The following is a 23,525-nucleotide window of genomic DNA, read 5'->3' as shown; positions in this document are numbered from 1 at the left end:
GCGCGGCCTGTCTTTTTCTGGGAGGTTGGTGACGTGGCAATGCTCACAAACCGGCGCAAGGAAGTTGCCGTGGCTGCGACCCTCGTGGCGCCGTTCGTCGTGACTTTCGTGCTGGTGTTTCTCTACCCGACGATAAGGCTCGTTGAATTGAGCCTGACAAACTCACCCCTGATTGGTCCGGGGGAATGGGTGGGGCTCGATAACTTCAAGCGGCTTTTATCTGACAAGCTGTTTCTGACGTCTCTGAAGAACAACGGATATTTCGTGCTTTTGACGGTTGTGCCGACGACGGCGCTCGCGCTCGGCATCGCCTTGCTGATCACGCGCCTTCGGGGCTCGTTGCAGGCACTGGCACTGGCGATATTCTTTCTGCCATACATCCTGCCCGTCTCGGTCGTAACGCAGATCTGGATGTGGATGCTCGACTTCCAGTTCGGTGTCCTCCAGCCGGTCATCGCATTTTTCAACGGCAAACCCGTCCCGGTCTTCAAGAACCCCTATTGGGTAATGCCGACTGTTGCGGCCGTGACAATCTGGTGGACCAACGGCTTTAATGTGCTGCTGTTCATTGCCGGGCTCAGAAACATTTCCAAGGATTATTATGAGGCCGCCGCACTCGACGGTGCGACACGGATACAGAAATTTACCAGGGTGACCTGGCCGCTATTATGGCCGGTCACGGGCCTCGTTCTGACACTGCAACTGATCCTGCAGCTGAAGATATTCGACCAGGTTTACCTGCTCAGCAGCGGTGGGCCATTCAATTCATCCTATGTCCTGCTGCTGATGGTCTATCGTGAAGCCTTCCAGCTCAATCACGGCGGATACGCCTCTGCAATCGCACTTGTGCTGTTTGTCGTGATCGCCGTGTTTTCAGTGTTGCAGTTCCAGCTTCTGCGTGCCGGAGGGCGTCGATGAAATCCGCAAGGTTCTTTGAAAACTGGGTGCTGACGCTCGGCACGTTCCTGGCCGCGGCGATCTGGATATTCCCGCTCTACTGGGCTTTCATCACGTCTGTCCGTTCGGAAGAGCGGGTTGTCTCGGATGCCGCCGGTGTCATGCCGGACGAATTCAATCTCGGGGCCTATGTCGATATTCTCTGGAATACCAACATCGTCAACTGGTACATCAATTCGATCGGTACGGCCGTAATCATCACCGCCACGGTGATTGTCTCGGGAATGATGTGCGCCTACGCAATTTCCCAGCTTCGTTTTCCGGGCCGGCGCATTCTTTATGGTGTCGTGCTGGCAAGCTTCATGGTTCCGTCACAGGCGCTTGTGGTGACGCAGTTCATCCTCATCAATGATCTTGGGCTGATCAACACCTGGGCCGGTATCATCCTGCCGCAGCTGATCGTACCTGTCGTCATCATCGTCTACAAACAGTTCTTCGATGCTGTGCCGAAGGAGATGCGCGAGGCGGTGGTGCTGGATGGTGGCGGCGACTACACGCTGCTCTTCAAGGTCTATCTGCCGCTGAACTGGGGTATCACGACGGCGCTCGCGATCATCACCTTCATCATGGCGTGGAACCAGTTCTTCTGGCCTTTCCTTGCCGTGACAAGCGAAAGCAAAATGACCATTCCTGTCGGGATTACCCAGGTGAACGATGCCTTCGGCGTCTTTTACGCACGGCTGATGTCGGTCGCGCTACTGGGCGCTATGCCGGTCGCGATCGCCTATCTGATCTTTCAGAAGAAGGTTACCGAGGCTGTTATGATTTCCTCGGGCGTCAAAGGATAAGAGACAACAATCTCTTGAAGCCATTGGCGCAGCCTGTTCCATAGTAAGGCTGCGTCAGGCTTTTAACGGTGAGCGTTCCAGAAGAGCGCTTGCCATTTTTCGTTTCGAAGATTTCTCTACGAACCGTAGTGGGTGAGCGTGCCGTCATGTCTTGTGCGGCAACGTTCATCTGGCCTTTAGCGGCGGCCTTCGACGGCTGCGCGAAGGTTGTGGCGGGAAACGCCGAGGTCGCTCAGTGCGCGGTCGTCAAGTTCCGACAGTTCGCGGATAGCGCGACGATTTTCCAGGTAGGTCTTCAGTTTTCTGCCGATACGCATCATCTTGTCCATGTGTTTGTGTGATGCGCATTATTTAGTCTTATCGATGCTGAAAATGAATGCATTTGCTTTCACGGCAGGCATGCTTTTGACGCAGGTCGACCTTTGGACACTCCCGATACGACAATTCGCTATAACGAAACGCTATGGCGGCAGAAAGGAGTTGTGTTGGCCAAGCAAGCCTGCATGAACCTACTGTGACATAAGCCGGGATGAAGACTGGCTAAGAAGAACCGCAAAAGCGGCATTTCGCGCACGGCATGGAGCCGGACGACGTCATCCGACACACGGAGTGGGAACATGACATACAAGTTTACTCGCAGGATGCTCTGCATCTCGACCGCGATCCTATCTGTCGCCGGTGCTTTTGCAGCTCCGGTTCAGGCTGCAGACACCATCAAGCTTGGAATTGTTGCACCGATGAGCGGCCCGAACGCCCGCTATGGCGCGTTTTCCATGCATGGTGCCGAACTTGCTGTGAAAGACATCAATGCTGCCGGCGGCGTCAATGGCATGCAGATCGAACTGTTCAATGCCGATAGCCAGGGGACGCCTGTAGAAGGCGTTTCGGCGATCCGTCGCCTGATCGATCAGGACGGCGTTGATTTCGTCATCGGCGACGTATCGAGCTCTGTTACCCTTGCCATGCAACCGGTCGCGGAAGATGCGGAAGTCCTCCTCCTGAACGCTGCTTCTTCCAACCCGAAGATCACCTATCAGGCGGGTGTCGGTGGCTTCAAATGGACCTATCGCAACTATCCGACAGATGAGAACCGAGCCCTCGTCATCACCAAATATGCGGCAGAACAGCGTGGTTTCACCAAGTTCGCTGTCCTGTCTGTTGATAGCGACTACGGTCGCTCCGCGATCACCTTTACCAAGAAATATCTGCCCGACTACAAGGGCGAGATCCTGAGCGAAGATTATTACAAGGAAGGCGAAGTCGACTTCCGCAGTGTCCTCGCAAAGATCCGCGACAATGGCGCGCAGGCCATCATCATGTACGGCCTTGCAGACACCACGCCAATCATTGCCCGCCAGATGCTTGAGCTTGGGATGGCCGGTAAGGTCACACTGATCGGCAATGGCGAATTCAATACGGAAAAGACAATCAAGGCCGCGCCGAAGGCGATGGAAGGTGCCGTCGAGGCGGCTGCATGGCTTCCGCAATATGACTCCGCCGCCAGCAAGGCCTTTGTCGAAAAGTTCACCACGACCTATAGCGAAGCCCCGAACAACCACGCTTACGTGCATTGGGACACCGTCAATTTGCTGTCCCAGGCGATCAAGCAGGCCGGAAGCGCCGACAAGGTTGCAGTTCGCGACGCGCTTTCCAGGATCAAATACGAAAGCCCTGTCGGTGAGGTGACCTTTGACGACCACAACCAGGCTCGCTTGCCGATGATCCTCCTGCAGATCGAAAATGGCGTACCGAGTATCAAAGGCGCATACTCGGCGGACATCCAGTATCCTGCCAACTAAGTCGCTGGGAGGAATGAAACTATGCTCTCGACCATTCTCGAGCAGGTCGTAAACGGGATTGTCACCGGTTCCGTCTATGCGATCGTTGCCGTTGGCATGACCATGATCTTTGGCGTGCTGAGGGCCATCAACTTCGCCCATGGCGAATATTACATGCTCGGCACGTTCGGAGCTTGGTTTGCGATCGACTATCTTGGTCTGTCCTACGAAGCGTCGATCGTCGTTGGGGTCCTTGCGACGATCGTCGTTGCCTATGTCGTTGGCCAGTTGGTCATGCGGCGCATGGTTGGCGCACCTCCGGAATCGGGGGTGCTTGCCACCCTCGGCATCGCGCTGATCCTGCAGAACACGGTGATCTTCGTGTTCGGTGGCGGCTACAAGTTCTTCTCCGGCGGCTACATCGAGCCAATCTCGATCCTCGGTTTCAGCCTCGCCCAGCAACGCATTCTCATTCTCATCGTCTGTATCATGGTCTTCATCGGCCTCGAACTCATGGTGACCTATAGCCGTCTCGGAATGGCGATGCGCGCCGTGTCGCAGAACGTTGAATGTTGCGGGGTTGTCGGTATCGATGTGCCGCAGGTCGTCTTGCGCACCTTCATTCTCGGTGCCGCACTGGCAGCACTTTCCGGTGTGCTGACCGCACCTGTCAATGTCAGTGTCTACGGTGGCATGGGCGAACTCATCACCTTCAAGACGCTTCCGATCATCATCATGGGCGGTCTTGGAAACGTTCGCGGCACGTTGTTTGCCGCCATGATCCTCGGCATCGCCGAAAGCCTTGTCGCGACCTATATCGGCCTGCAATTCAGAGACACCGTTGGTTTTGCAACGCTGATCCTGATGCTGATGTGGCGTCCGCACGGTCTTTTCTCGACGCAGGCGCGCTTCTGATAGCCGCGCCCGCCGCATGTACTCGAACTTTGAGGACTAGACATGTCACTCACAGACACAGCAGGCAAGCTGCGCCGGCGCGATCTTCGTATCCCGCTTGCCGTTCTCCTGGTCGTTCTGGCCCTCGTGTTTCCCTTCATCGGAACACGATACGTCACCCACGCTCTTATTATCGCGTTGATCTTCATGCTCCCCGCGCATGGTCTTAACCTGCTGGTTGGCTATACGGGTCTTCTTTCGCTTGCTCAGGCGGCATTCTTCGGCATCGGCGCCTATACGGCAGGCTTGCTCGCCGTCAATTTCGAAACACCGTTCTACGTCAATCTGATTGCCGCAGGTGTCGTCTCCGGCGCCCTTGCCCTCCCGCTTGGCATCCCGGCTTTGCGCCTTCGCTCGACCTCTTTCGTCATGTGTACGCTTGGATTTGTCATTATCGGTCAGGCAATTTCAAAGAACTGGGTATCGGTCACGCGTGGCGACATGGGACTGTCCGGTATTCCGAAGCCCTACTTTGAGCTCGGCCCGTGGTCGTTCACCGTCAGCGGCACGACGAACTTCTATTACCTCGCTCTGGCAATCGGTGTTCTGGCAACGCTTGCTGCTTGGGCCCTTGTCCGCTCTCCGGCAGGGCGCAACATGGTGGCGATCCGTGAAAACGAAACGCTGGCCGAATCTCTCGGAGTGCCCACCTGGCGCTACAAACTGATCGTCTTCATGATCAGTGCTGTCTTTGCCGGTATCGGCGGTTGCCTCTATGCCTATTACCTTACGGTTGTCAGCCCTTTGACCTTTCAGATGTACTACTCCACCACCATGCTGATCATTGTGCTCGGTGGAGGTGCCGGAATGATCTCAGGTACGGTGTTCGGCAGCCTCTTGTTCGTCGGATTGACCGAGGCACTTCGCATTACCCCTGAGTTGCGCATGATTGCCTATGGCGGTTGCCTTCTGGTTCTCGTGTTCTGGTTCAAGAATGGCTGTGCGCCGCTCATCAACCGCTTCTGGAATATGATCGGAGGTGCAAAATGACCAGTCATCTGCCGATCCTGGAAATCCGCAATCTCTGCAAATCCTATGGCGCCATCCGCGCGGTCAACGATGTCTCTATCCATATCAACCGGGGCGAGATTGCCGGTCTGATCGGGCCGAACGGTTCAGGAAAATCGACATTCTTCGACTGCAGCTCGGGTCTTGCCCGGCCTGATTCCGGCACGGTCATTCTCGATGGCCAGGATATCACCGGCTGGTCGCTCAACCGGATTGCCCGCGAGGGGCGCATGTTGCGCTCCTTCCAGAAGACGGTGACATTCAAGTCGCTCGATGTGGAAGAAAATCTGATCATCGCCGGCCAGATGTTTACGTTTCCCACTCTTGCTTCGACCTTCGGGCTTGGCAAGCTTTCGAAAAGCCGTATCGACGGACTGCGGGAGCGTGCACGGGAACTGATCAGGATGGCAGGCCTTTGGGACGTCCGTCACCAGCCGGCCGGCAATCTGTCGGGCGGTCAGCAGAAGCTCATCCAGTTTGCCTCGATGTTGATGCCTGAGCCGAAACTCATCCTGCTGGACGAGCCGATGGCAGGCATCAATCCGAAGATTATCGAGCGCGTCGTCGACACGATCCTCTATGCCAACAAGTCGCTGGGCGTCAGCTTCCTTGTCATCGAACACAATATCGATGTGGTGACGAGCATTTGTCAGCGGGTGATTGTCCTCGATCAGGGCACGAAGCTTGTCGAGGGGGTACCACACGACATCATTCAGGACCAGCGTGTCAGGGAGGCCTATCTTGGTGGCTAACTCCAATCTCCTCATCCGTGACTTGCGTGCAGGCTACGGCAACCTCGATATTCTGAACGGGGTCGATCTCGATATTCCGGCAGGCCAGTTCGTTGCCTTGATGGGTCCGAATGGCGCCGGGAAATCGACGCTTCTCAAAACCCTCTATGGAATGACGACCGTCAAGGGTGGCGGCATTGACTGGCGCGGCAAGGATATCGCAGGTGCAAAGTCTCGTGCCATTCTGGGGGAGGGTATCTCCTTCGTTCCCCAGGGACGTTGTAATTTCCCGGTGATGACCGTCGATGAAAACCTGCAAATGGCGGCCTATACGATCCGTGATGCCAAGGTGAAGGCGGATCGTGACTACGTCTATGATCTTTTCCCGATCCTGAAGACCCGTCGCTCCACGCTTGCCGGCAACATGTCGGGTGGCGAGCAGCAGCTTCTGGAAGTGGCGATGGCCGTTCTCCAGCGGCCGAAGGTCCTGCTCGTCGACGAGCCGTCGGTGGGCCTGTCACCGGCAGCCATCGGGGTCGTTTTTGACGAATTGCTGCGGCTGCATGCCGATGGCATGACGATCCTTTTGGTCGAGCAGAACACGAAGAAGGCGATGGAAGTCGCTGAACGCGCTGTCATTCTGCGTCTCGGCAAGGTGATCTGGGATGGCCTTCCCAAAGACATCACCCACGATGAACTCGGCGAATTGTTCCTGACCGGAAAAATGCGCGGTGAAACCGAAGCTGTCCACTGACGCTTCGTAACTCCCTGACCAACAAGACTGAGGAAGTTCCAATGAGCACATTCGTGCCTGCAACACGCGTGTCCAGGATAAAAGTATCGCCCAGTACGGCGGCTGCAGCACGCGCCCGGGAATTGAAGGCCGCTGGCCGAGATATCGTTGATCTCACGGTTGGAGAGCCGGACTTCGACACCCCGGAAAACGTCAAGGCCGCAGCGCACGCCGCAATCGATCGCGGTGAGACGAAATATACCGCCGTCAACGGAACGCCGGCGCTGCGCAAGGCGATCATCGGTGATTTTGCGCGCCGTCTTGGTGTGACCTATGCCGACAACGAGATTTGTGTTGGTGGAGGTGCCAAGCAGATCCTGTTTCTCGCCCTGATGGCGAGTGTCGAAAACGATGCTGAAGTCATCATCCCGGCACCCTACTGGGTGTCTTATCCCGACATGGTCATCGCCAATGAAGGAAAGCCTGTCATCGTCGAGTGCCCGCAGGACAAGGGTTTCAAGCTGACGCCGGAAGCGCTCGAAATGGCAATTACGCCGAAAACGCTCTGGCTCATCCTCAACGCACCCTCCAATCCGACGGGGGCTGCCTATACCAGACGTGAACTTGAGGCGCTCGGTGCCGTGTTGTTGCGCCACCCCCACGTCTTTGTGCTTTGCGACGACATCTACGATCAGGTCTGGTTCAAGGATGAGCCGATGACCACACTTGTGGCGGCCGTGCCTGCGCTCAAGGACCGAGTGCTTCTGGCGAACGGTGTCTCCAAATCCTACGCCATGACGGGCTGGCGTATCGGCTACGCAGCAGGACCGGCGCCACTCGTTGCTGCCATCAACAAACTTCAGTCACAAATGTCATCTTGCCCCTCATCCATCAGTCAGGCGGCAGCCGCTCATGCCTTGTCCGACGACCAGCGGTTTATTGCTGACAGCACCGATGTCTACAAGGAAAGGCGCGATTATGCCTGCGCCAAGCTCAACGCTATTCCAGGACTTTCCTGCGCCGTGCCAGATGGAGCATTCTATCTCTATCCAAACTGCAGCGGCGTCATCGGGAAAAAGACACCGGATGGCAAGGTGATCGAGAACGATCTCGATTTCGTCCTCTACCTTCTCGATGGCGTGGGCGTTGCCGCACTGCAAGGGGCAGCCTATGGGCTCTCTCCGCATTTCCGCCTGTCATTTGCAACCTCCATGGAGGTTATTCAGGAGGCTTGCAGCCGTATCGAGCGGGCTGTGACGCAACTCCAGTAGTTGCTGCTACGCCGGCAGGAGGCCTTGCAATTTGCGTCCTGCTGGCCTTAGGTTCCGGCCAAAGGCTTGGGAACCATGAGCGTCGATTTCAAAAAACTGAAAAGCTTCGTCAAGATCGTCGATACCGGTAGCGTATCGAGAGCGGCAAGTCTGTTGCGTATTGCCCAACCGGCTCTGTCGCAACAGATCGCCTCCCTTGAAGCCCATTTTCGCCACCAGCTTCTGATCCGTAGCAATGTTGGTATTACACCGACAGAAGCAGGCATGATCCTTTATCGCCACGCACAGATCATGCTGCGTCAGATCGACCAGGCACAGACCGACATTGAACAATCGGCCAAATCGGTCGCAGGGCGCGTATCGATCGGGCTTGCCACCTATTCGTCGTCGAGTGCTCTGTCCCTGCCGATCCTCAAGGAAATCCGTGCGAAGTACCCGCAGATCATCGTCCACATCAACGACAGTTTCGGTCATATCCTGAGCGAGCTCGTGATGACCGGCAAGATGGACATGGCGCTGATCTATACGTCCAACCCGATCAAGGGCGTGACGCTGCAGCCGCTGTTCCGCGAAGAAATGTTCCTGGTGTCTCCAGCCGACATGGAGCTTCCAGGTGAGGCCGGACAGCCGCTTCCACTCTCCGCGCTCAATGGCCACCCCTTGTTGCTGCCCAGCAAGAACCACTTTCTGCGCCGGTTGATTGACGATGCCCTGAACCGGGCCCGCTCGGTCCCAGACGTGTTGTCGGAAATCGAATCCATTCCGGCACTTGGTGCTGCGGTGCTCGATGGCCTCGGCTCGACGATCCTGCCGGCCTCTGTGGTCTCGGAAACTTCCAGCTTTGCAGGTGCCCAGGTTCGGCCTCTGACAACGCCGGTGATCGACGCGACTGTTTCACTCTGCGTCTCGGATCATCTGCCGCTTTCAGAACCCGCTCTGGCAGCGCGCTCCATCCTTGTCGAAATCGTCGGCAAACTGCTTGGCAGCCATCATCCGGGCATACGCTCAATCTGACTTCGTCATAAGCAAACCATATGGCGGCAGACCGTAGTTGTGTTGGCCAATGCAGCCAGCCGTCGCCTAACCTCATGACAGACAAAGGGTCGCAACAGATCGGCCCCTTCACAGCGGGATAGCCGCTGGTCACGTCGCACTGAGGGAAACATGGCAAAACTTGCTTTCGACACCGGCGGTACCTTTACCGATTTCGCGCTCCTGGACGACAAGGGCGATCTTCACCTGCACAAGGTCTTGAGCACCCCGAAAAATCCGGCCGAAGCCGTCGTACAGGGTGTTTCCGAACTGCTGAAAAAATTTGCAGACACCATTTCGATCGAAAACCTCCAGGTGCTTGGTGCAACCACCGTTGTCACCAACGCAGTCCTTGAGCGGAAGGGTGTGGAAACCGGTTTCGTCACCACGGATGGCTTTCAGGACATGCTGCGCATCCGCAACGAAGGCCGTTACGACCTCTACGACCTCAACATCAAATACCCCGATCCACTGGTGTCGCGTGCCAACAGCTATGGTGCGAGAGAGCGTATCGCCGCCGACGGATCGGTCATGACCGAACTCAAGGAAGAGACAGTTCGAGATATCGCCGTGCGATTGAAGGAAAAGGGTATCCGCTCAGTGGCCGTGTGCCTCTTGCACGCCTACAAGTACCCACAGCACGAACAGCGCGTTGCCGCGTTGCTTCGCGAAGAATATCCCGACGTCTTCGTTTCGCTGTCTTCTGAAGTGTGCCCGGAAATGCGGGAGTTCGACCGTGCGTCGACCACTGTGGTAAATGCCTATACCCGCCCGCAAATGGCGGGTCACGTGGCGCATTTGCAGCGCGAATTCTCGGCCAAGGGCATTGATCGCCAGGTCCTGTGGATGACCTCGTCGGGTGGCCTTGTACCGAGCCGTCGCGCCGCTGAATTGCCGGTGCGTCTGATTGAATCAGGTCCTGCGGCCGGCGCGGTCGCTGCTGCGGAATTTGGACGGACCGCCGGTGAAAACAGTGTTCTTTCGTTCGATATGGGTGGAACAACCGCCAAGCTTTGCCTGATCCCGAATGGTGAGCCGAATGTCGGAACGGACCTCGAGGTCGCCCATTACCAGCGTTTCCGCAAGGGCTCCGGCTTCCCTCTGAAAATTCAGTCAATCCAGATGATTGAGATCGGTGCTGGCGGCGGTTCCATTGCCGCCAAGAACCCGCTTGGTCTGCTTGACGTCGGTCCACATTCTGCCGGTGCCATGCCAGGACCTGCGGCCTACCAGCGTGGCGGCACCCAGCCGACCGTGACCGACGCGGATATCCTTCTCGGCTACATGGGAACGGGCTCCTTCGTTGGCGGTTCATTCAAGGTCTCCAAGGATGCCGCACGCGATGCCATGGCCAAACTCGCGACATCGCTCGACGTTTCTGTCGAACGATGCGCCTGGGGCATCCACGATCTCGTCAATGAATCGATGAGCAAGGCTGCGGCCATGCATGCGACCGACCTTGGCGTCGATCCACGGTCCCTGCCTATGGTTGCCTTCGGTGGAGCAGGTCCGGTTCACGCCTACGGCATCGCTCGCAAGCTCGGCATCAATCGCATCATCTGCCCGACAGGCGCAGGCGTCAGCTCGGCAATCGGTCTGCTGATCGCGCCGGTTGCGGTCGATCTCTCCGCAAGTCATCCGATGGGACTTGAGAGCTGGGATATCGATGCCATGAACCGCCTGCTCGATGACCTCGCCGCACAGGGTGCGGAGGTTGTGTCTGCTGCAGGCGTGCCGAAGGACACAATCACCAACCGTTACACCGTCGACATGCGCCATGTCGGTCAGGGCCACGAAATCACGGTTGTCCTGCCGGATCGCTCCTTGCCGAAGGAGACGTTCCTTCAGGAACTACGTGATGCCTTTTTCAAGCTTTACCGCGAGCTCTTCGGCCGTACGGTTGCGGCGCCCCTTGAAGTCATCACTTGGCGCCTGCGCGCCAGTGGCGACAAGGATCAGGTCACGCGCCCGCATGAAACCGTGGTTGCCGATGCCCGTAAGGGAAGCCGGCAGGTGTTTTTCCAGGAAGCCGGTGGCTACGTGGAGACATCGGTCTACGATCACTACAAGCTTCCCGTCGGCGAGGCTGTGAAGGGCCCCGCAATCGTCGAACAGCGCGAATCGACCGCAGTGGTCGGCCCAAGTGGCGTCTTCCATGTGGACGCCCATGGCAATCTCGTCATCAACATTCTCTGAGGGCTCTACGATGTCGAAACCCGCTACCGATTTCAACGACCCGATCAATCTGCAGGTCATGTGGAATCGCCTGATTTTCATCGCTGATCAGGCAGATAACGTTCTCGGAAAAACCGCCTTTTCGCCGATTGTTCGGGAAAACCACGACTATGTGACGGTGCTCCTGGATGCCAAGGGCCAAGCGCTCGCGCAATGCACTTGGTCCATACCGGTATTCATCACCTCTCTTCCGGCTGCGGCCCAGAAGTATTTTCTGCCGAAATTCCCGGCGGAAAAGCTGGTGGAGGGCGATGTCCTGGCGACCAACGACCCGGAAATCGGCACGGGTCACCTGCCAGACGTCACAATGATCACCCCGATCTTCAAGAACGGCAAGGTTGTTGCCTATGCTGGCTCCATCGCCCACCTGCCTGATATTGGTGGTGCGCCACTGCATTCGGAAGCAAGCGACATCTTCGCAGAAGGTATCCGCTTCCCAATCGTCAAATTGTTGAACGCGGGCGTTCCGAACGAGGACGTCTTCGACATCATAGAAGCATCGGTCCGCCTCCCAACCGAAGTTCGCGGCGATCTGGAATCGATGATTGCTGCCAACAATGTCATGGGGCGAGAGCTCGTCAAATTCCTCGATGAATACGGCTTGGACGATGTTGAAGGGCTGGCTGAGGCGATCCATTCTCGCTCGGAAGCGCAGACCCGTAATGCGATTCGTGAGTGGCCAAATGGCACCTATAGCGCCGAGGTTCTGCTTGATGGCTACGATGTCGACGTGACCCTGAAGGCATCTGTCATCGTCAAGGATGACTCGGTCCATGTGGATTATACCGGGACATCGGATCAGGTCCTGCATTCGATCAATTGCCGCACCAACTATCGCTATGCGCATTCTGTCTATGCGCTGAAGTGCCTTCTTGATCCTGAAACCCCCAACAATGAAGGCTGCATCATTCCGATCACCGATGAAGCGCCACTCGGATCGATCCTCAATCCGCAACAATGGACGGCAGGAAATTCGCGCAACCTGATCGGTCACGTCATTCCCTCATTGATCTTCAAGGCTCTTGAAGGTGTTGTGCCTGACAAGGTGATGGGGGACAGCGGTGGAGCTCCGATCTGGGCCGCAAACTGCGTCGGCCAGAGGAACGACGGTTCTCAATATGGTTCGGTGCAGAATTTCCACGGCGGGCAGGGTGCACGCGCGGAATTCGACGGGCTCGACACGTTGAGCTTCCCGTCAAACTGCAAGGTTACTGCGATCGAAATGTTCGAAGTTGCTGTTCCGGCGCTCACCGAATGCAAGGAACTGATCGCCGATTCCGGCGGTGCGGGCAAATATCGCGGTGGTCTCGGCCAGCGGGTCATCCTGCGCAATCTCGGCAAGAACCCGATGAATATCTACCTTGCCTCCGAACGTGTTCGCCATCCCTGCTTCGGTGTCGTCGAAGGTCAGAGTGGATCGGCCGGCAAGGTCCTCAAGGAAGGCAAACCGCATTTCCCCAAGGGCAAGGTTGTCCTGAAAACCGGTGAAAAGCTGGAAGTCGAAACGCCCGGCGGCGGCGGCTGGGGCCGTGCGTCCGAGCGCGCTCAAGAGCTCATAACGCACGATCTGTCGGAAAATCTGGTTACGGCGAAGGCAGCCAAGGATATCTATGGCTATACCGGATCACCGGCAGTTGCAGCGGAATAGGGAAGAGACATGGGACGTCTTGAAGGAAAGATCGCATTGGTCACGGGCGCGGGTTCGGGCATTGGCCGCGAGACCGCGCTGCTTCTGGCCAGGGACGGCGCGACCGTCGTCCTGACGGGGCGTCGCTTGGAGCCGCTTCGTGATGTTGCAAAACTGATCGAAAAGGCAAAAGGGCGGGCATTTGCCCGCGCTCTGAATATCGAAGAGCGCGATGACATCTTCGAAACGGTGAAGTGGATCAAGGACGGTATTGGTCCTGTTGACATCCTCGTCAACAATGCCGGGAGCGCCAGCAAGGTGCTGAATGCCCGTTTTCTTAGCGAGGAAGAGTGGAACTCTACCCTCAATGTCAACCTGACAGCCGTGTTCAACCTGACCCAGGCGGTTCTTCCAGACATGATCGCCAGAGGTGATGGCACCGTTATCACCGTGTCGTCACTCGCCGCGGTCAATCCCAATCTCTTAGGGGGAGCCGCTTACGGGGCGGCCAAGGCAGGCGTGAAGAACTTCATGACGTTCCTGCACAACACCTATCGCAATCAGGGCATTCGCGCGACCACCATTTTGCCTGGCGAAACCAACACGCCCATCATGGATAACCGTGCCCGCCCGCCACTTGAGGAGGAGCGTGCGGTGATGATGGACCCGATTGACGTCGCACGTGCCATAGCGCTCTGCGCAAGCCTCAACAAGAGCGCCGTCATCCCGGAGCTCCATATCTGCCCGACCTACATGCGCGATACGTCCGCTGACATCGAGATCGCACGCTGGGTGGGAGCGCCTGCTGATACTCCGGATCTGCCGGAACATAGGAGGAAGTGATGAACGGAACGAAGCTACGCGCTCGGCTTTTGGCTGGCGAGGCTGTCACCATGTACAACACGCATCATGTTTCATCAGGTCTCGCCGGGCGCCTGATCGAACTTGGCGGTGACTGCGTCTTCGTCGATTGCGAACATGGCACCTGGAGTTTTGAAGATGTCCGGGAAACCGGTCAGATCGTTCGCTCCGTCGGCGGCGCTGCAATCGTGCGCCCCCATTCTCACGAACGGCCGGTGATTATCCGTTATCTGAACGCCGGTGCTGACGGCATCATGGTGCCGATGATCGACAATGCCGATCAGGCACGGGCGGTTGTCGATGCCGTGCGTTATGCGCTGCCGGCCGATTACGAAAAACGCCTTGTTGTTGCAATGATCGAGACGGCTGATGCCATCGACCGGCTGGAAGATATGCTGAAGGTCGAAGGTATCGATGTGTTCTTCATCGGCCCTGGCGACCTCTCGCAGGACATGGGCTATCCGCCTGCGCCGCCGTTCGGCGAACCGCGCCCGGCCGTAGTGATGGAGAAGGTGGCCGTTGCCGTGGAGAAAATACGTGCAGCAGGCAAGATTGCCGGCACATTGGTGACGGCTGACGAACTTCCCTATTGGCTCGAGAAGGGGGTGCAGTATTTTTACATTCACACAGACCCGTTCCTGCGCCGCGGTATTGCGAGTGTGAAACAGACGCTTGTCGCGCACCACGCGTGAGCGCCCGCTCTAGCCGTCCGGCTTGCCAGACGTATAGGTGCGGTAGAGTTGGCTTGCGACGCAGAGCAACGTGTAATCGGCCGCATCGTCAAGATCGCGGCCGGTCAGCTTCTCCACCTTTGCGAGACGCTGATAGAGGGTATTCGGGTGGATACTCAGTGCGTCAGCCGTTTTTGCAGGTGATTTTCCTGCGAGCATATAGTGTGCGAACGTCTCGAATAGAACGAGATGTTTCGGGTCCTGAAGCAGCGGTTGAAGGACCTGCGTCGCGAAATCAAGCACCTCATCGCGACCCTGTCCGCCTAAAAGCAGGTCGAGCCCCATCTGCGCATGTTGAAGCAGGCCGGCCTTCCCACGGCGCTGGAGCGCCTCTGCAGCCTGTTTTGCCTTGGCTCGCGCCTGCTGATGGCTTGCCGCCTCTTCGTAGGGGTTGCTTGCGCCGACGCGAATATCCAGTCGTGATATGGCCTCTGCCATAACCTGACGATTGCGCTCGAGTGCTGCAGAGGTCGGAGCGGAAACAAGGACAACGATCTCATCATCTTCGTGGAAGATCAGGGCATTGGGGAGTGTCATCACCTTCTGCAGATCAAGAATTGTCTTCTGGCGGGTGAGGCTGGCATTCGCAGTTGCTTCACCCCCAGGCGTCAATGCGACGAAGATCTGGTTGAACCTGTCTGGTCGGAAGCCATAATTGGCGCGGCGGTCTCTGGTGTCTCCCGCTGAGAAAAGCGTGTCGAAATAGGCCTTTTTCCGGACATTCATGGCATCAATCCGGGACATGTCGCGAACAAAGTCGAGGGCGACAAAGGCGGCAAGTGTTCCAAAGAGTGCGCGCCGGAAGGCGGTGTCGACGGAGCCATCATAACGGAAGTGCCCGACGCTGACTTCTGCAACCTCTACGGCTTGTCGCACGACATCGCCGTCTTCATTCCAGCCAGATGAACGATGATCCTGGCCGAGCACGTTCTCGAATATGAATTCGGCGTGGTAAAGTCTGGATACGGCCTCAAGCTGCTCGCTCTGGCTGCTACCGGTCGAGAAGATGCGCAACAGGCTCTCATGTAGATCGACTGCGCGATCGAGCTCTCTATTCTTGTCGGCAAGATCACTGCGCATCTGCTCGAGCCGGCGGGATGCGGCAAGGGTGTTCTGATAGGTCAGTGAACGCTGGTATGCGACGGCCACCTGGCTCGCCAGAAGTTCGAGAATGGTCTGATCGAACAACGAGAAGGCCCCGTCAGGCGAAAAGGACAGCGTGGTCAATGTTCCAAGACGCCGTCCCTCTGCCATCACGGGCACACAGAGCAGGGCATTGGCAATATTGGACCGCTCCATGAAGGATTGGCTTTCGGGCCGCATGACCCTGTGAGCATCAATGATGTTCTGCCGTCCGTTATGGATGGCAGGCTGACCAGTCGAAAACACCTCGCCTGATACGGATTCGTTCGGTTGAAGCCGATAATGCGCATAATCCTCTGGCAGTCCGTCATAGGAGACGGGGATCAGAAGGCCAGTCTTTTCGTCAAAAAGCCTGAACACGCCAGCGTCCGAATGCGGTAGGACGTTCATGACTTCGCGCAAAACGTTATGGACGATCTCGTTGTCATCGAGAGAGTTGATGACGGCCGCATTGACCGATCCAAGTTTCGTAATGGTACGGGACTGCAGTGCGATGATCGAGGCCTCGACCGATCGCAACACCAGATCAGCCACGCTCTGCCGATCATCGCCCCGAATGCGGAATTCGCTCTGGTGAGCCGTGAAATGCGAATGATCGACGATAAGCTGCAGGCTGTGATCATAGCTGACGATCGTGTGGCCAATCTCGCCTGTCGATCCAGTTGGTGCGATCTGCCGGTCCTCCCAACTGACAACGCCAGACTGGGCCAACTCGCGAAACGCAGAATTCGAAAAGAAATCAATCTTCATGTTAGAAACTATGTGGCAACGCATATAAAAATTCAATCAAAGATGTGGCAATCACCATATCATTCTTCGGAAGCGGTGCGACAAAAGAGGAAAGTCTAAACAAGGGGAACTTCCGACATGTTTTCAAACATACAACGTCGCCACGTCATCATAGGAATGCTATTCATATGCTGGGTCGTCGGCTTTATCGACAAGACGGCAATCAACATCGCAATCATCCCGATCAGTGAAGAGTTTGGTCTTAGCCCCGACCATCAGGGCATGATCATCAGCGCCTTCTTTCTCGCCTATTCGATGACACAGCTTATCGGTGGTTATCTGGTAGACCGTTTTGGTGCCCGTCGCGTCCTGAGCTCTGCAGTTGCCGTCTGGTCGTTGGGGACCGCCGTCTCGGGCGCCGTCAGCAATGCCGTTGGGCTGGCAGCCGCACGTGCTGTCACTGGTGCAGGTGAGGCAGTCTTTCCTGCCGGTGGATCCGTGGCCATTACCGAGCACTTCGAAAAATCGCAGATGGCCCGCGCCAAGTCAGTCCTGCAATCGGGTGCCTCCGTGGGCTTTGCCGTCGGCTCGATCGTCATCACCGCGCTGATCGCCGCTCATAGCTGGCAAATGATGTTCTATGTCCTCGGCGCAGTGGGACTGCTGCTCTCGGTTGCTCTCTTCTACGTCATGAAACCGACGAACGATCAGCCTGTCGTCAAGGAAAAGGTCGAAAAGGTCTCAGAAAAGAAGCGCATCGGCGCACTGCTCAAGAATTCGCTGACCTGGAAAATCACGCTGGTCTACTTCTTCACCAATATCGTCTTCTGGGGTCTTCAGTCCTGGCTGCCATCTTACTGGGTGAAGGTGAAGGGTATGAGCATGGTGCAGATGGGAGCCTATTCGATGATCCCGCCGGCCCTTGGCTTCATTTCGTTCCTGACCTGCGGCTGGCTGCTCGACCGATTTTTCCACCAGAAGGAAAAATACCTCATCTGCATTGGCTCGGCTGTCTCGGCTGTTTTCATCTACCTCATGGCCAATGAGGAATCCATTCCGCTCGCCTTCGCCTATCTCTCCGTCTCAAACGTCTTCCTGAATGCGATCTCGATCAGCGTCTTCGTCAGCATCATGAAGCATTTCCCGCAGAATACGGTTGGAACCGCGACCGGCCTGATCAACTCGCTTGCACAGCTCGGTTCCTTCGCATCTCCGATGCTGATCGGTGCTGTCCTTTCGGCAACCAACCAGAATTACGGTATCGCGTTTTCCGTGATCGTCGGCTGCGCTGTCATTGTCTGCGCCATCGCCACAACCTTTCCCGCCGTCCACGGCAAAAAGCCTGTCGAACAGACCGCCTGAAGGAATATTATGACTTATCTCGATATCATCGAACGGACAGTCGCGTCCCAATCCGACAATCTGAAATCGGTCTCCGACGCAATCTGGTCATTTGCCGAAATCCGCTATGAAGAAACGCAGTCTGCAGCCCTTCTGGCCGATGAACTGGAAAAGGCCGGCTTTGATGTCACGCGCAATGCCGGCAACATCGAAACCGCCTTCGTCGCAAGCTACGGAGAAGGCCAGCCCGTCGTTGCAATCCTTGGTGAATTCGATGCGCTGACAGGGTTGAGCCAGAAGAGTGGTGTAACCCAACACGATCCAATTGTTGCTGGCGGTAACGGCCATGGCTGTGGCCACAACCTCCTTGGAACAGGCGCACTTGCCGCCATTCTGGCGCTGAAGGCATGCAAGGATGAACTGGGTCTTACCGGCACGATCCGCTTTTACGGCTGCCCAGCCGAAGAAGGCGGTGGTGGCAAGGCGTACATGGCCCGCGAAGGTCTGTTTTCGGATGTCGACGTTGCCTTCACGTGGCACCCCTGGGATGAGAACCTTGCCTATAATGCCCGGATGTTGGCTACCAACCAGCTCTATTTCACCTTCAAGGGGACAAGCGCCCATGCAGGGTTTGAACCGCACCTTGGACGCTCGGCACTCGATGCCGTCGAACTGACCAATGTGGGCTGCAATTACTTGCGTGAGCACATCATCCAGGATGGCCGCATCCACTATGCGATCACCGATACCGGTGGTCGAGCGCCCAATGTCGTGCAGTCGCAGGCGCAGGTGCTCTACAAGGTGCGAGCCCCCAGAATGGATCAGGTTCGTGACATTACCGAGCGGGTGAAGGATGTTGCCCGAGGTGCGGCCCTGATGACCGGGACGGAACTCGAAATTACCTTCGATGCGGCTTCCGCCGACCTCGTTCCCAATGTCACCCTTGCTCGCATGATGCACCAGGAGTTCGAGAAGTTCGGCGTTGCCAATTTCTCCAACAGTGAGAAGGACTTCGCAGGAAGTATTCAGAAGACGTTCTCAAGTGAAGTGCAGGCGAGGATCGCCAAGCGCGGAAAAATCCTCTCCGAAGACCTGAATGCGTTTGAAGAGGTGCCGACGTTCTTGCACGGATCCACCGATGTCGGTGATGTGAGCTGGCTCGTGCCGACCGGTCAGGTCTATGTCGCAACAGAGGCCTATGGAACGCCGCCGCACACCTGGCAGATGGTGTCTCAGGGCACATCGGGTTATGCCCACAAGGGCATGCTGCAGGCCGGAAAGGTGCTGGCGGCATCCGCGGTGAGGGCACTGACGGACCCGGAGCTGATTGCTGTCGCGAGGAAAGAACACCTGGAGCAGCTTGGTGGCGAGAGTTACATACCGCTGATACCGGCGGACACTCTCCCGCAACGTCTCCGTTGAATTGAAGGGCGAGGCTAGAGCCTCGCCCTTTTTTGACATCTGTCGCCGGTCCGATTGCGTCCGGCAGATTTTTCTGAAACCGGCATTTGTACTTGACGATGTTTCGGCCACTCGGCCAAAAGGAGCCGACGCAAAGCTGGAGGTTTCATGGTCGCGCCTGTTTCAAAATCAGTGCCGCAAGGCGAGCAAGCGCGGCTCGAAGCGCGGGACGTGACGCTGGTCTACGGCGAACGGACGATTTCCCGTGATCTGACCTTCAAGGTGCCTGATGGCCTCTTCACCGTGATTGTCGGTCCCAATGCCTGCGGAAAATCCACGCTCTTGAGGGCGCTTGCACGTATCATCCGGCCCAATAACGGTCATGTCGTTCTCGATGGCAAGCAGATCGAGCGCATACCGGCGCGCGAAGTTGCGCGCACACTTGGCCTTCTTCCGCAAAGTTCGGTCGCACCCGACGGCATTACCGTAGCCGATCTGGTTGCTCGCGGTCGCTATCCACACCAGTCGTTCCTGCAGCGCTGGAGCCAGGCGGATGAAGACGCCGTCGCCTGGGCTATGAAAACGGCTCGGGTGGAAGAAATCGCATCGCGGGCGGTTGACGAACTTTCGGGCGGGCAGCGCCAACGTGTCTGGATTGCGATGGTCCTGGCACAGGAAACGCCGCTTCTCCTTCTCGATGAGCCAACCACATTTCTCGATATCGCGCATCAGATTGAGCTGCTTAACCTGCTCAGAGACCTCAACCGGCGCCAGGGCAATACCGTTGTTGCCGTGCTGCACGACCTCAATCAGGCGTGCCGCTACGCCGATCATATCGTTGCAATGCGCGATGGACGTATCATCACGGAGGGAGATCCGCGCAGCGTGATGACGGCTGATCTCGTGCAGACAGTCTTCGGGCTTGCGGCCGTCGTGATTGACGATCCGGTGACCGGCGATCCCATGGTCGTACCGCTTGACGATCCCGCTCCATCCGCTTGAAGCCGCATCATTTTTGTTTCGAGCGGGTCAATAGCCAGAGAAGATAGAGACCGCCGACGAGACCCGTCGTCCGGCCGATCGGTAGCACCAGATCATTGGCAAAGAGCTGGGTGAGCAGATCTGCTGAAACCAGCAGGAAGGCGCCCATGATCGCCGAGCTCAAAACCGGTATGCCACGGGTTGATGTCAGCCGGCTTGCAAGTTGCGGAGCGGCGAGTGCCAGGAAGGCGATCGGCCCAGCCGCACCGGTCGCGACACCAGCAAGCAGCACCGCACAGGCAATCATCCCAAATCTTGTCCGTTCGACCTGGACACCGAGCTGGCGGGCAATATCGTCGCCCATCTCGATCATCCTGAGCCTGTTTACTGCAAAAGCGGAAATCGGGATCAGGAATGATGCGCCAGCCATGACGGTCAAGGCGTGATCCCAGCTGCGTGCATCAAGTGAACCGGCAAGCCAGAGATTGGCGGAGATGGCGTTGTCGAGACTACCCTTGACCAGCATCAGGCCGTTGAGCGCGTTGAGCGTTGCTCCAGCACCAATACCGGTCAGAACCAGCCGATAACCACCCGTGACGCCCTGCTTGAACGACAGGAGGTAGACGAGTGTTGCCGTTATCAGTCCGCCGAGCATCGCAGACAAAGCAACCGCAAGCGGCCCGCCGCCGAAGATCACGATCTGTGCCAACGCACCCGTCGCAGCGCCGGTGGTAAAACCGATAACATCGGGGGAACCAAGCGCATTGCGCGACACGGACTGGAACACTGAGCCTGAAACACCAAGCGAGGCTCCAGCAAACAGAGCAACGAGTACCCGAGGCAGACGCAGGTTAAAGACGATCTGCTGGCGCATACCACCTTCTCCATTTCCCAGCACCGCGCCGATGACGTCCACGAAGGGGACTGGAACACGTCCAAGGGTCATCGCGAAAACGGCTGCGACAAGCGTTGCTACGAGAAGGAGCAGGCAGACCGTGACGGGACGCGTCTCAAGCGCAAATGACATGCGCTGGCTGCGCCAGACAAGGCGCCGTGGACGAGAGGACGCAAGGCGTGCAGGGCGGGTCACAGCTTTGATATCCGGTGGTGGCGAACAAGTGCTATGAAGAACGGACCACCGATGAGTGCCAGCATGATGCCAACGCTGACTTCACCGGGCGGCGCTATAATGCGCCCCAGCGCATCGGCACTTACAGTAAGAAGGGCCGCGATCAGCATCGCATAGGGTAACAGCCAGCGATGGCCGGGGCCGGTTATCAGGCGGGCAATGTGCGGTGCTGTCAACCCGACGAAACCGATCGGCCCAGCCCCTGCCGTCGCGGCCCCCGAAAGGATGATGACGGCGAGCGCCGATAGACCCCAGATGCGAAGTGGATTGCCACCCAGTGCCTTGGCCAGATCGGCTCCAAGGGCTGCCGTATCGAGCGCCTTTGTGAGTGTGAACGCAATGGCAATGCCAAGTGATGCGACCGCTAGGACCGGGAACAATACCCCGTAGCCACGACCTTGCAGCGAACCGACCGACCAGTTGCGAAACTGGTCGAAGACATGCTCCTCGCTGTTCACCAGCACGATCTGCGTCAGCGACATCAACACGACGGAAAGGGCTGCACCGGCAAGCACGACGCGGACCGGATTGCCGCCGCGTGAAAGATTTCCAAGCAGGTAAACGGCCGCACCGACAAAAGCAGCACCGGCCATGCCAAGCGCCATATAGGCCGTGACTGACGTGATCCCGAAAAGAGCGATAGCACAGGTGATTGCCACCGCCGCTCCAGCATTGATGCCGAGGATCCCTGGATCGGAAAGCGGATTGCGCGTCAGGGCCTGCATGATGGTGCCGGCAACGCCAAGTGCTGCGCCGACCACGATGGCGAGCAGTGTGCGCGGGATGCGCAGCAGGCGCACCAGGAGATGATCGCTGTTTGACGGATTGAAATTGGTGATCGCATCCCATGTGGTCGCAAGAGGGATCGGTCGCGCTCCGGCGGCGATGCCAAGAATGATGGCCAAACCAAGCAAAAGGAAAAGCGTCCCAAGCCCGATCAACCGGTTACGCCCGGTTGTGCGGTTCAGTGTCGCTCTGGCATCCACCTGGTCCTGCAACGGCGTCAGTGTCCAAAATTGGCAACAACGCCATCGACGATTTCCTTGCCGCTGTAGTAGTCGATGCGGAAGGAGTTGGCACCAAGTCCGTAGACGCGGCCGCTTTTTACCGAGGGGACGTTGGCAAGAACCGGATCATTGCGGAAGGCGGCGGCCTTGGCGTCATCCACACGCAGGATAAAGGTGGTCTCGGCTTTGAGATCGACCAGATGTTCGTAATTTGCCCAGACAAAATCGTCGCGGCTTTCTGCCTGCGTATGCCACGCCGGATTTGGGTCTTCGATGTCAAAGCCGAGCGAGGCAAGAAGGGCTGCGTGCGGACCCGTGACGCGGCCAATAGGGTTGCTCTGGCCGGCACCATTGAAGCTGATGATGTTGGCCTTTCCGGCAGGGATTTTGATCTTTGCGCGTGCTGATCCGACGTAAGCGTCGAAATCTGCGATCGATGCGGCCGCATCCGCTTCAAGGCCGGTCGCGCGCCCGAGCTCGGTCGCCAGATCCTGCCAGGAGAGTGCACCGTCGTCGACGAGTATGGTCGGGGCGATCTGACGGAATGCGTCTAGTTGGTCCTTGACCGAACCGGCACCACTTGCCGTCACAACGATCAGATCGGGTTGTGCCGCATAGACGGCTTCGAGATCGACCTTGCCGGCCGGCCATGCGTTCTCGACCTTGCGTTCGCGGGCCACGTCTGCCCATTGTGCAAAAAACTTGCCGTTTGCTGCCGAACCACTGGCAGCGACGGGTGCATGGATCGCGAGAAGCGTTCCCGTCAGCGATACCGAGGTTGAGAGGATTTTTTGCGGTTTCGCAGGAATTTCCGTCTTGCTGCCATCGACATTGGTAAAGCTGCGCGGCCAGCTTTCGGCTGCCGTGGCAACTGAGCAAAACAGGAGGCATGCAATCGCCGCGGTGATGAATTTCGCTGCGAGACGGCCTGATTTCGCAATGCCCATGGCTGAATTCTCCGCTGACGGCGTAAAAGGGGCAGGGGCTTTACCGTCTGCTCCTGGCCCGTGCGGGCGGCAGCATTAGCATCGCTGACAGAGGCTCGCCAACAAAAATATGAGTGCGACCGGCAGGATAAATCCGATGGC

Annotated in this window: 21 protein-coding genes; 16 read left to right on the top strand and 5 right to left on the bottom strand. The window is 57.4% G+C overall.

Features of this window, described 5'->3' with window-relative positions; genetic code table 11:
- Positions 1–39 precede the first annotated feature (39 nt).
- Together HWX89_RS23830 and HWX89_RS23825 are read left to right on the top strand one after the other, a co-directional pair.
- On the top strand, positions 40–918 hold the full coding sequence (locus HWX89_RS23830) for a carbohydrate ABC transporter permease (RefSeq protein WP_138792929.1): 879 nt from the start codon (positions 40–42) through the stop codon (positions 916–918).
- Positions 915–1,745: a carbohydrate ABC transporter permease gene (locus tag HWX89_RS23825; protein ID WP_138792789.1), complete on the top strand. Its 831-nt coding sequence runs from the start codon at positions 915–917 to the stop codon at positions 1,743–1,745. The genes HWX89_RS23830 and HWX89_RS23825 overlap by 4 nt, the downstream gene beginning before the upstream one ends.
- Positions 1,746–1,921: 176 nt before the next feature.
- Here HWX89_RS23825 and HWX89_RS23820 read toward each other — a convergent pair whose 3' ends face one another.
- Positions 1,922–2,062, bottom strand: a complete 141-nt coding sequence (locus HWX89_RS23820) for a DUF1127 domain-containing protein (RefSeq protein WP_138792788.1) — start codon at positions 2,060–2,062, stop codon at positions 1,922–1,924.
- Between the two features lie 300 nt (positions 2,063–2,362).
- Here HWX89_RS23820 and HWX89_RS23815 point away from each other — a divergent pair, with 300 nt between their 5' ends.
- The 11 genes from HWX89_RS23815 (at position 2,363) to HWX89_RS23765 (ending at position 14,667) form a co-directional block, all read left to right on the top strand.
- On the top strand, positions 2,363–3,544 hold the full coding sequence (locus tag HWX89_RS23815) for an ABC transporter substrate-binding protein (RefSeq protein WP_138792787.1): 1,182 nt from the start codon (positions 2,363–2,365) through the stop codon (positions 3,542–3,544).
- Between the two features lie 21 nt (positions 3,545–3,565).
- Positions 3,566–4,438 (top strand): branched-chain amino acid ABC transporter permease, encoded by an 873-nt coding sequence (locus HWX89_RS23810; RefSeq protein WP_138792786.1) that lies wholly within the window; start codon positions 3,566–3,568, stop codon positions 4,436–4,438.
- A 42-nt stretch (positions 4,439–4,480) separates the two neighbouring features.
- A complete protein-coding gene (locus HWX89_RS23805; protein ID WP_138792785.1) occupies positions 4,481–5,467 on the top strand; it encodes a branched-chain amino acid ABC transporter permease in 987 nt (328 codons plus the stop codon).
- On the top strand, positions 5,464–6,237 hold the full coding sequence (locus HWX89_RS23800; protein WP_138792784.1) for an ABC transporter ATP-binding protein: 774 nt from the start codon (positions 5,464–5,466) through the stop codon (positions 6,235–6,237). Before HWX89_RS23805 ends, HWX89_RS23800 begins: the two co-directional genes overlap by 4 nt.
- Complete coding sequence (locus HWX89_RS23795; RefSeq protein WP_138792783.1) at positions 6,227–6,970, top strand: branched-chain amino acid ABC transporter ATP-binding protein; 744 nt, start codon at positions 6,227–6,229, stop codon at positions 6,968–6,970. Before HWX89_RS23800 ends, HWX89_RS23795 begins: the two co-directional genes overlap by 11 nt.
- Positions 6,971–7,011: 41 nt before the next feature.
- Positions 7,012–8,220, top strand: coding sequence for an aspartate transaminase (locus HWX89_RS23790; RefSeq protein ID WP_138792782.1), 1,209 nt, complete (start codon positions 7,012–7,014; stop codon positions 8,218–8,220).
- A gap of 75 nt (positions 8,221–8,295) precedes the next feature.
- A complete protein-coding gene (nac, locus tag HWX89_RS23785; protein ID WP_138792781.1) occupies positions 8,296–9,234 on the top strand; it encodes a nitrogen assimilation transcriptional regulator NAC in 939 nt (312 codons plus the stop codon).
- 150 nt (positions 9,235–9,384) lie between these two features.
- On the top strand, positions 9,385–11,448 hold the full coding sequence (locus tag HWX89_RS23780; RefSeq protein ID WP_138792780.1) for a hydantoinase/oxoprolinase family protein: 2,064 nt from the start codon (positions 9,385–9,387) through the stop codon (positions 11,446–11,448).
- A gap of 10 nt (positions 11,449–11,458) precedes the next feature.
- A complete protein-coding gene (locus HWX89_RS23775) occupies positions 11,459–13,135 on the top strand; it encodes a hydantoinase B/oxoprolinase family protein (protein ID WP_138792779.1) in 1,677 nt (558 codons plus the stop codon).
- 9 nt (positions 13,136–13,144) lie between these two features.
- Positions 13,145–13,957 (top strand): SDR family NAD(P)-dependent oxidoreductase, encoded by an 813-nt coding sequence (locus HWX89_RS23770; RefSeq protein ID WP_138792778.1) that lies wholly within the window; start codon positions 13,145–13,147, stop codon positions 13,955–13,957.
- Positions 13,957–14,667 carry an HpcH/HpaI aldolase family protein gene (locus HWX89_RS23765; protein WP_138792777.1) on the top strand — a complete coding sequence of 237 codons (711 nt, stop codon included), beginning with the start codon at positions 13,957–13,959 and terminating at the stop codon, positions 14,665–14,667. The genes HWX89_RS23770 and HWX89_RS23765 overlap by 1 nt, the downstream gene beginning before the upstream one ends.
- A gap of 9 nt (positions 14,668–14,676) precedes the next feature.
- Here the strand turns inward: HWX89_RS23765 and HWX89_RS23760 are convergent, their stop codons facing one another.
- Positions 14,677–16,599, bottom strand: coding sequence for a GAF domain-containing protein (locus HWX89_RS23760; RefSeq protein WP_178340913.1), 1,923 nt, complete (start codon positions 16,597–16,599; stop codon positions 14,677–14,679).
- A gap of 117 nt (positions 16,600–16,716) precedes the next feature.
- Between HWX89_RS23760 and HWX89_RS23755 the strand changes: the two genes are divergently transcribed.
- The 3 genes from HWX89_RS23755 (at position 16,717) to HWX89_RS23745 (ending at position 20,322) form a co-directional block, all read left to right on the top strand.
- The gene (locus HWX89_RS23755; RefSeq protein ID WP_138792775.1) at positions 16,717–17,940 is read left to right on the top strand and encodes an MFS transporter; all 1,224 of its coding nucleotides are present in this window, start codon (positions 16,717–16,719) and stop codon (positions 17,938–17,940) included.
- A 9-nt stretch (positions 17,941–17,949) separates the two neighbouring features.
- A complete protein-coding gene (locus tag HWX89_RS23750; protein WP_138792774.1) occupies positions 17,950–19,341 on the top strand; it encodes an amidohydrolase in 1,392 nt (463 codons plus the stop codon).
- A gap of 147 nt (positions 19,342–19,488) precedes the next feature.
- Entirely contained in the window at positions 19,489–20,322 is an 834-nt protein-coding gene (locus HWX89_RS23745) for an ABC transporter ATP-binding protein (protein ID WP_138792773.1), read from the top strand.
- 7 nt (positions 20,323–20,329) lie between these two features.
- Here the strand turns inward: HWX89_RS23745 and HWX89_RS23740 are convergent, their stop codons facing one another.
- The 3 genes from HWX89_RS23740 to fepB are packed head-to-tail and all read right to left on the bottom strand — an operon-like array spanning position 20,330 to position 23,384.
- A complete protein-coding gene (locus HWX89_RS23740) occupies positions 20,330–21,391 on the bottom strand; it encodes a FecCD family ABC transporter permease (protein ID WP_353505719.1) in 1,062 nt (353 codons plus the stop codon).
- Positions 21,388–22,428, bottom strand: a complete 1,041-nt coding sequence (locus tag HWX89_RS23735) for a FecCD family ABC transporter permease (RefSeq protein ID WP_138792772.1) — start codon at positions 22,426–22,428, stop codon at positions 21,388–21,390. Before HWX89_RS23735 ends, HWX89_RS23740 begins: the two co-directional genes overlap by 4 nt.
- A 5-nt stretch (positions 22,429–22,433) precedes the next feature.
- Positions 22,434–23,384, bottom strand: coding sequence for a Fe2+-enterobactin ABC transporter substrate-binding protein (gene fepB / locus HWX89_RS23730; protein WP_138792771.1), 951 nt, complete (start codon positions 23,382–23,384; stop codon positions 22,434–22,436).
- Positions 23,385–23,525: the final 141 nt, after the last annotated feature.

The organism is Rhizobium sp. RM, assembly GCF_013390595.1.
Classification (GTDB): Bacteria; Pseudomonadota; Alphaproteobacteria; order Rhizobiales; family Rhizobiaceae; genus Agrobacterium.
The sequence above is the reverse complement of the archived record's forward strand: the minus strand, read 5'-3'. Positions and strand labels throughout refer to the sequence as shown.